General features: G+C 70.1%; 9 protein-coding genes. 2 read left to right on the top strand and 7 right to left on the bottom strand.

The genetic code is table 11. The features are described 5' to 3' along the window. Positions 1-320 (top strand): hypothetical protein (locus tag DW297_RS18915; RefSeq protein WP_168442829.1); only part of this gene is annotated, 320 nt, incomplete at its 5' end. A 64-nt stretch (positions 321-384) separates the two neighbouring features. Here the strand turns inward: DW297_RS18915 and glmM are convergent. From glmM to DW297_RS09420, 7 genes are all read right to left on the bottom strand, one after another. After that, positions 385-1,743 (bottom strand): phosphoglucosamine mutase, encoded by a 1,359-nt coding sequence (gene glmM, locus DW297_RS09450; protein WP_136031689.1) that lies wholly within the window; start codon positions 1,741-1,743, stop codon positions 385-387. 14 nt (positions 1,744-1,757) lie between these two features. Next, positions 1,758-2,243 carry a 30S ribosomal protein S9 gene (gene rpsI, locus DW297_RS09445; RefSeq protein WP_136031687.1) on the bottom strand — a complete coding sequence of 162 codons (486 nt, stop codon included), beginning with the start codon at positions 2,241-2,243 and terminating at the stop codon, positions 1,758-1,760. A gap of 26 nt (positions 2,244-2,269) precedes the next feature. Further along, positions 2,270-2,716: a 50S ribosomal protein L13 gene (rplM, locus tag DW297_RS09440; protein ID WP_136031685.1), complete on the bottom strand. Its 447-nt coding sequence runs from the start codon at positions 2,714-2,716 to the stop codon at positions 2,270-2,272. Between the two features lie 196 nt (positions 2,717-2,912). Next, a complete protein-coding gene (locus tag DW297_RS09435; protein WP_136031683.1) occupies positions 2,913-3,581 on the bottom strand; it encodes an endonuclease/exonuclease/phosphatase family protein in 669 nt (222 codons plus the stop codon). Between the two features lie 52 nt (positions 3,582-3,633). Next, positions 3,634-4,482: a tRNA pseudouridine synthase A gene (locus DW297_RS09430; protein WP_136031682.1), complete on the bottom strand. Its 849-nt coding sequence runs from the start codon at positions 4,480-4,482 to the stop codon at positions 3,634-3,636. A gap of 38 nt (positions 4,483-4,520) precedes the next feature. After that, entirely contained in the window at positions 4,521-6,059 is a 1,539-nt protein-coding gene (locus tag DW297_RS09425; RefSeq protein WP_136031680.1) for an APC family permease, read from the bottom strand. Between the two features lie 98 nt (positions 6,060-6,157). Further along, the gene (locus DW297_RS09420) at positions 6,158-6,523 is read right to left on the bottom strand and encodes a winged helix-turn-helix transcriptional regulator (protein WP_136031678.1); all 366 of its coding nucleotides are present in this window, start codon (positions 6,521-6,523) and stop codon (positions 6,158-6,160) included. Between the two features lie 97 nt (positions 6,524-6,620). On the opposite strand from DW297_RS09420, the gene DW297_RS09415 reads away from it, so the two are divergent. Continuing rightward, entirely contained in the window at positions 6,621-7,466 is an 846-nt protein-coding gene (locus DW297_RS09415; protein WP_136031675.1) for an SDR family oxidoreductase, read from the top strand. Positions 7,467-7,476 lie beyond the last annotated feature (10 nt).

Below are 7,476 nucleotides of genomic sequence, written 5' to 3'. Positions count from 1 at the left end.
TGGGCGCGGCGGTGCTCGCCGCGGTCGTCGCGGCGGGAGCGGTCGCGCATGTGGTGTCGTGCTTCACGCCCCGCGATGTGACCCTGGAGGGCCAGCGGGCCGCGGTCGCGCCGCTCGCCACCTGGGTGGCGGACAACGACGTGCGGTGGCTCGCCGCCGACCCGTGGGGGGCGGCGGTCGCGCCGATCGTGCTCACGGGCGCGCACCTCGGGCTCGCCGACGCTCCGGCGATGGCGCACGAGCTGCGCCTCACGGGCGGAGCCTGCGCCACGGAGACGCTCGCCGACAGCGGCTACTTCCGCATCTGCGCCGCGCCCTGACCCCGCCGGGGCGGAGACGCGAACGGCCGGCCGCAGAAGCGACCGGCCGTCTCACGGGAGAGCGTCAGAGCGCGAGGCGCTCCTGCACCACGGCGGCGAGGCGCTCCGCGTAGGCGCGGGCCGACTCCGAATCGGCCGCCTCGACCATGACCCGCACGAGCGGCTCCGTCCCGGACTTGCGCAGCAGCACGCGCCCGGTGTCGCCCAGCTCGGCTTCGACGTCGCGCACCGCCTGCTGCACGACCTCGTCGTCGGCGACACGATCCTTGTCGACGTCGCGCACGTTGATCAGCACCTGCGGGTAGACCGTCATCACGGAGGCGAGCTCGGCGAGGGACTTCCCCTGTCGCGCCATCTCGGACACCAGGTGCAGACCCGTGAGCAGGCCGTCGCCGGTGGTGGCGAACTCGCTCATGATCACGTGGCCGGACTGCTCGCCGCCGAGCGCGTAGCCGCCCTCGTTCATGTCCTCGAGCACGTAGCGGTCGCCGACCGCGGTCTGGCGCACGGTCACGCCGTGCTCGCGCATCGCGACGTGCAGGCCGAGGTTGCTCATGACCGTGGCGACGAGCGTGTCGTCGGTGAGGACGCCGCGCTCCTTCATCGACAGCGCGAGGATCGCCATGATCTGGTCGCCGTCGACGATGGTGCCGTTCGCGTCGACCGCGAGGCACCGGTCGGCGTCCCCGTCGTGCGCGATACCCACGTCGGCGCCGAGCCGCACCACGGCCTCAGCGAGGTTCTCGAGGTGCGTGGAGCCGACGCCGTCATTGATGTTCCAGCCGTCGGGGTCGGCGCCGATGACGGTCACCTCGGCCCCCGCGTCGCGGAACGTCTCGGGCGACACGCCGGAGGCGGCGCCGTGCGCGCAGTCGAGCACCACGTGGATGCCCTCCAGGCGGTGCGGCAGCGAGCCGAGCAGGTGCACGACGTAGCGGTCTTCGGCGTCGGAGAAGCGGTCGATGCGACCGACGCCTGCGCCGGTGGGGCGCAGCTTCTCGCCGTGCATGGCCTCTTCGATGCGCTGCTCGACGATGTCGGGGAGCTTGCGGCCGCCGCGGGCGAAGATCTTGATGCCGTTGTCGGGCGCCGCGTTGTGCGACGCCGAGATCATCACGCCGAAGTCGGCGTCGCGGTCGGCCACGAGGAACGCGAGTGCGGGGGTCGGGATGACCCCGGCCTCGAGCACGTCGACGCCGGAGGACGCGAGGCCCGCGGAGACGGCGGCGGTGAGGAAGTGCCCCGAGACCCGGGGGTCACGGGCGACCACGGCGGTGAGTCGCTTGCCTTCGGCCTTGCGAGCCTCCGCCGTACGGCCCTGGCCCAGGACGACAGCAGTCGCCTGGGCCAGGGTGAGCGCCAGGTCGGCGGTGAGGATGCCATTGGCGAGTCCTCGCACGCCGTCCGTGCCAAAGATCGGCATCGGAGCAGTGGACCTTAACGCTTCGAGTACTGAGGCGCCTTACGGGCCTTCTTGAGTCCGGCCTTCTTGCGCTCCTTGACGCGAGCGTCGCGCGAGAGGAAGCCGGCCTTCTTCAGGGTCGGACGGTTGTTCTCCGCGTCGATGCCGTTGAGGGCACGAGCGATGCCGAGACGCAGCGCGCCGGCCTGGCCGGAGTCGCCACCACCCGAGATGCGGGCGATCACGTCGTAGGCACCGGCGAGGTTCAGCGCGGTGAACGGGTCGTTGATCAGCTGCTGGTGCAGCTTGTTCGGGAAGTAGTCCTCGAGCGTGCGGCCGTTGACCGTGATGGTGCCCGAGCCGGGGACCAGACGCACGCGGGCGATGGCCTGCTTGCGACGGCCGACAGCGGCGCCCGGGACGCTGAGCACGGGGCGGGGAGCCGCCTCGACTGCCTCGGTCTCGGGGGTCGACGTCGAGAAGTTCTGGAGGTTTTCGGTGGTGTCCTGGATGTCAGCCACGAGTATGTCCTTAGTCGTTACGGCGCTTACTGGGCGACCTGGTCGAGGGTGTACGGCTGGGGCTGCTGCGCGGCGTGCGGGTGCTCGGCACCGACGTACACCTTCAGCTTCGACAGCTGCTGGCGGCCCAGGCTGTTCTTCGGGAGCATGCCGCGGATGGCCTTCTCCACGGCGCGGACCGGGTTCTTCTCGAGCAGCTCGGAGTAGCTGACGGCCTTCAGACCACCCGGGTAGCCCGAGTGACGGTAGGCGATCTTCTTCTGGAGCTTCTGACCGGTGAGCGCGACCTTGTCGGCGTTCACGATGATGACGAAGTCACCCGAGTCGATGTGGTTGGCGAAGGTCGGCTTGTGCTTGCCACGCAGGAGCGTCGCCGCGTGCGAGGCCAGGCGGCCGAGAACGACGTCGGTGGCGTCGATGACGACCCAGTCGCGCTGGACTTCGCCAGCCTTGGGGGTGTAAGTGCGCGTCACGATAGTGCTGCTTTCTTGTCGAACGGAGGTGTTCGTGAATCCCACTCCGGGGTGGTTCCTCCCGACAGGGACGAACACGCCAGTGGAGGGCTCACGTTCGGATGTGCGTCTTCCTCGCAGTACGGGAAGGGCACCAAAGAGTCAGCATACGCCACCCGACCCCCTCCGACCAAACCAGCCGCGGGCCCGCGCCCGGTCAGTCGGTCTTCACCGTCACCAGGATCGGACGGTGGTCGCTCGACCGCTGCGGCAGGGTCGTGATGCGCTCGATCTCGAATCCGGTCGAGGTCGCGAAGTCGTAGTGACCGCGGAAGACGCGGTAGCGCGTGTAGGTGTGGTCGTCGCTGAGCGACAGCGCATAGCCGTGGTCGCGCACGGCCTGCCCCAGGTTCTCCTTGAACACGGGGTAGTTGTAGTCGCCGACCATGAGCTGCGGAAGGCCGTCCCCGAGGCTCGCGAGCTCGGTCAGGGCCGCGCGGATCTGGTGGCGCCGCAGCGAGTTCAGCGCCGTCAGCGGTGCGGCGTGGAACGACGCGACGATGAACTCGTCGCCGTCGTCGATGTCGCGCAGCCGTGCGCCGAGCACCCGCTCGTGCGCGGGCTTCGCGATGCGGTCGTGCAGCGACTTCTTCAGCCCGAGGGTGCGGATGCCCTGCAGGTGGTAGGTGCTCTCGCGGTAGAACAGCGCGAGTCCGAGGCGGTTGCCCTGGGTGGCGTCGGCGAGCACGAGGCCCCCGATCCGGTCGGGCAGCGCCGGCACGTCGCACTCCTGCAGGCAGAGGATGTCGGGGTCGTGTTCGGCGACGAGTGTCGCGAGCTCCCCGGCCGCCCGGTGTTTGCGCAGGTTGTACGAGATGACCTTCATGACCGTGCCCACGCTACCCGCCCCTGCTGTGCCCGGGATCCGTATCCGGCGATCAGTCCGACTCGCGGTCACGGCGGGCCCTGGTCTGTTCGGCCCGTGCGGCGAGCAGCTCGTCCGCCGGATACCCGACCTCGGTCAGCGTCAGGCCCCGGGCCGCGAGCACCTTGAACTCGCTGGTCCTGGTGAGAGCGTCGCGCAGCACCACCAGGTCGGACACGTCCAGGCGACCCTCCCCCACGGCCGCGCACGCGCCGACGAGGGCGCGCACCATGCTGTGGCAGAACGCGTCCGCCTTCACCTCGGCCACCAGCACGCCGTCCGCGTCGCGCTCCCACCGGTAGTCGAGCAGGGTGCGGATGGTGGTGGCCTCCTCGCGGGGCTTGCAGTACGCCGCGAAGTCGTGCAGGCCGATCAGCGTGCGCGCGGCCTCGTCCATCGCGCGCTCGTCCAGCCGTCCGCGGATGCTCGTGGTGTCGGCGCGACGCAGCGGGTCGTAGCCGGCCAGACCGTCGGCGAGACGGTACCGGTAGCGGCGCCACACGGCTGAGAAGCGCGCGTCGAAACCCTCGGGCGCCGCCGTCGACCGGGTGACGGTGACGTCGGAGTAGGCGCCGAGCACACCCCGCATGCGTCCCGCGATCGAGCCCGCCGGATCCTGCGCCGCCCGTCCGTGCCTGGCCTCGATGCGCGACCACTGCCGCTCGTCGAGATCGACGTGTGCGACCTGTCCGCTCGCGTGCACGCCGGCGTCGGTGCGGCCGGCGACCACGAACCGCACGTCGGAGCCCACGATGCGGGCGAGCGCCGCCTCCAACGTGCCCTGAACGGTGCGGAGCGTGTGCTGTGTCGCCCAGCCGCGGAAGTGGGTGCCGTCGTAGGCGATGTCGAGCCGGATGCGCACGAGGCCAGCCTAGGACAGCCCCGCGCGCACCCGCCGCCTCAGATGCCGCCGTCGACCGAGCGGATGGAGACGCCGGGCTCGTCCGGCACCATCACCTCGGTGTCGCGGTTCAGGCTCTCGCCGCGGAAGAAGCGCTTCGACCGCGGGAACAGGTACCACAGGAGCATCAGCACCAGGCCGATCGCGAGCGAGCCGATGCCGATCACGAACGTGCCGCCGATGCCGAACAGCACCGTGTAGCCGTAGTCCACGTCCCACATGTCGATCGCGGACTGCACGAACGCGCCGGTGAGCAGCAGCGCCCCGACGAGCGGGAAGATCCCCTTGAAGAAGAGGTCGCGTGTCGAGGTGCGCAGGTCGGCGCGGAAGTACCAGACGCACGCGAACCCGGTGATGGCGTAGTAGAACGCGATGGCGAGGCCCAGCGACAGGATCGAGTCCTGCAGGATATTGTCGCTGATGAGCGTCATGCCCACGTAGTACGCGGAGGCGACCACGCCCATCACGATGGTCGAGAACGACGGGGTCTTGTAGACCGGGTGCACCTCCTTGAACTTCGCGGGGAGCGCGCGGTACACGCCCATCGCGAGCGTGCCGCGCGCGGTGGGCAGGATCGTCGTCTGCGTCGACGAGATCGCCGAGATGATGACGGAGACCACCAGCACCCAGCCGAACGGGCCCAGCAGGCCGTCCTTGATCGCGAGGAAGAAGTCGTCGGCGTTGGCCTCGTTGCCGAGCCCCGTGCCGTCCTCGCCGAGACCCGCGTACATCATCGCCGCGATCGTGACGGCGACGTAGGTCACCAGCAGGATCACGCAGGTCAGCACGGCCGCCCGCCCGGGAATGCGCTTGGGGTCCTTGGTCTCCTCGTTCAGCGCGAGGCACGTGTCCCAGCCCCAGTAGATGAAGAGGGCGAGCAGGATGGCCTCGGTGAAGCCCGACCAGTCCGTGAAGCCGAACGGGTTCAGCCACTCCCACGAGAACGGCGTGGCGTCGGGGGCGTCGCCGGTGAAGAACTGCCACAGCGCGGCCACCACGAAGATCGCGAGGGCCAGGTACTGCACGGCCAGCAGGATGTTCTGGATGCGCTCGCCGATCTCGACGCCGCGCCAGCTGACCCAGGTCATCGCGGCGATGAAGAGCACCGCGACGAGGATGATCCGCCAGTCGTTGTTCTCCAGCTCGAACCCGATCAGGGACCAGAAGTACACCGAGGCGATCTGGGCGAGGTTCGCGAGCACGACCATCCCGGCCACCGCGACACCCCAGCCGCCCATCCAGCCCACCCAGGGGCCGAACGCTTTCGTGCCCCAGGTGAAGGTGGTGCCGCAGTCGGGCACGGCGTTGTTGAGCTCGCGGTAGGCGAAGGCGATCAGGAGCATCGGGACGAAGGCGATCACGAACGCGATCGGTGCCTGCGCCCCGACCGCGAGCACGACGAAGCCGAGCGTCGCGACGAGGGAGTAGACCGGCGCCGTGGAGGCGAGACCGATGACGGTGGATCCCCACAGGCCGAGGGTGCCAGCGGCCAGCCCCTTGCCGTCGGGTCGTTCCAGGTGGATGGGCGTCGTTGCCATGCTCAGACAGTACGACGAGCTGCGGTATACCGTCAATCCTTTTCTTCGAGCAACGGATTCCACTCACACAACTTCATCTCACGACGGAATCCGTGGATTCATTCGCGACCGAGCATCCCGTCGGCGTGCGTGGCGACCCACTCCATCAGGGGCAGCATCCGCTCCATCAGGTCACGCCCCAGCGGGGTGAGGCTGTACTCCACGTGCGGGGGCACCGTGGGCAGGGATTCCCGGTGCACCAGCCCATCCGCCGACAGCGTGCGCAGCGTGGTCGCGAGCATCTTCTCGCTGATGCCGTCGACCTCCCGCCGCAGCTCGCCCCAGCGCCGCGTGCCGTCCGACAGGCACGACAGCACCAGCACGCCCCACTTGCTCATGATGTGGTCCAGCACCACGCGCGTGCCGCAGCCCTGGTCGAACACCGTGGGCGAAGACTCCCGGATTTCCGCAAAACTCACCGACATGTAGGTACCTTACGTCAAAGTGGGTACCGGTCGGATGGAATGCGCGGGTGCCTCGCGCCGGTTGGGGCAGGTGTTCACCAATGGAAGGACCGCCCTCATGACCATCCTCGTCACCGGAGCCACCGGACACCTCGGCCGCCTCATCATCGCCGCCCTCCTCGCCCGCGGCGCCGACCCCCAGTCGATCGTCGCCGGAGCGCGCGACGTGGCCAGGGCGGCCGACCTCGGCGTGCGCGTCGTGCCCCTCGACTACGACGACCCGGCCTCCGTCGCCGCGGCCCTCGACGGCATCGACACGGTCGTGCTCGTGTCCGGCTCCGAGGTCGGCCGCCGCGTCGAGCAGCACCGGGCGGTGATCGACGCGGCCGCAGCCGCCGGCGTCTCGAAGCTCGTCTACACCAGCGCCCCGAAGGCCACCACGAGCGACCTGGTGCTCGCGCCGGAGCACAAGGCCACGGAGGAGCTGATCGCGGCCTCCGGCGTCCCGGCCGTGATCCTGCGCAACAACTGGTACACGGAGAACTACACCGCCGACCTCGCGCGCGCAGCCGAGACGGGCGTGCTCGCCTCCGGCACCGGCGAGGGTCGCGTGGCCTCTGCCAACCGCGCCGACTACGCCGAGGCCGCCGCCGTGGTCGCGCTCGACGCCGGTCACACGGGCGCCGTGTACGAGCTCGGCGGCGACGTCGCGTGGGACTACACGGAGCTGGCCGCCGCGATCGCCGAGGTCACCGGACGCGAGGTGACCTTCGTGTCGCTCACGGCGGACCAGCAGCTCGCGGCGCTGCGCGAGGCCGGGCTCGACGAGGGCACCGCGGGCTTCGTCGTCGCCCTCGACGCCGGCATCCGCGGGGGCGCACTGGCCGAGACCGACGGCACGCTCGCGCGGCTGATCGGCCGTCCGACCACGCCGCTCGTCGAGGGACTGCGCGCGATCGCGTGAGCCGGCCGGA

The organism is Microbacterium sp. PF5, from assembly GCF_004794315.1.
Classification (GTDB): Bacteria; Actinomycetota; Actinomycetes; order Actinomycetales; family Microbacteriaceae; genus Microbacterium; species Microbacterium sufflavum.
This window is presented reverse-complemented; position numbering and strand designations above follow the sequence as displayed.

Excerpts from the sequence above, each read along its gene's own strand:
- glmM (WP_136031689.1), bottom strand. The coding sequence starts at position 1,743 with ATGCCGATCTTTGGCACGGACGGCGTGCGAGGACTCGCCAATGGCATC.
- DW297_RS09435 (WP_136031683.1), bottom strand. The coding sequence starts at position 3,581 with ATGAAGGTCATCTCGTACAACCTGCGCAAACACCGGGCGGCCGGGGAG.
- DW297_RS09425 (WP_136031680.1), bottom strand. The coding sequence starts at position 6,059 with ATGGCAACGACGCCCATCCACCTGGAACGACCCGACGGCAAGGGGCTG.
- DW297_RS09420 (WP_136031678.1), bottom strand. The coding sequence starts at position 6,523 with ATGTCGGTGAGTTTTGCGGAAATCCGGGAGTCTTCGCCCACGGTGTTC.
- DW297_RS09415 (WP_136031675.1), top strand. The coding sequence starts at position 6,621 with ATGACCATCCTCGTCACCGGAGCCACCGGACACCTCGGCCGCCTCATC.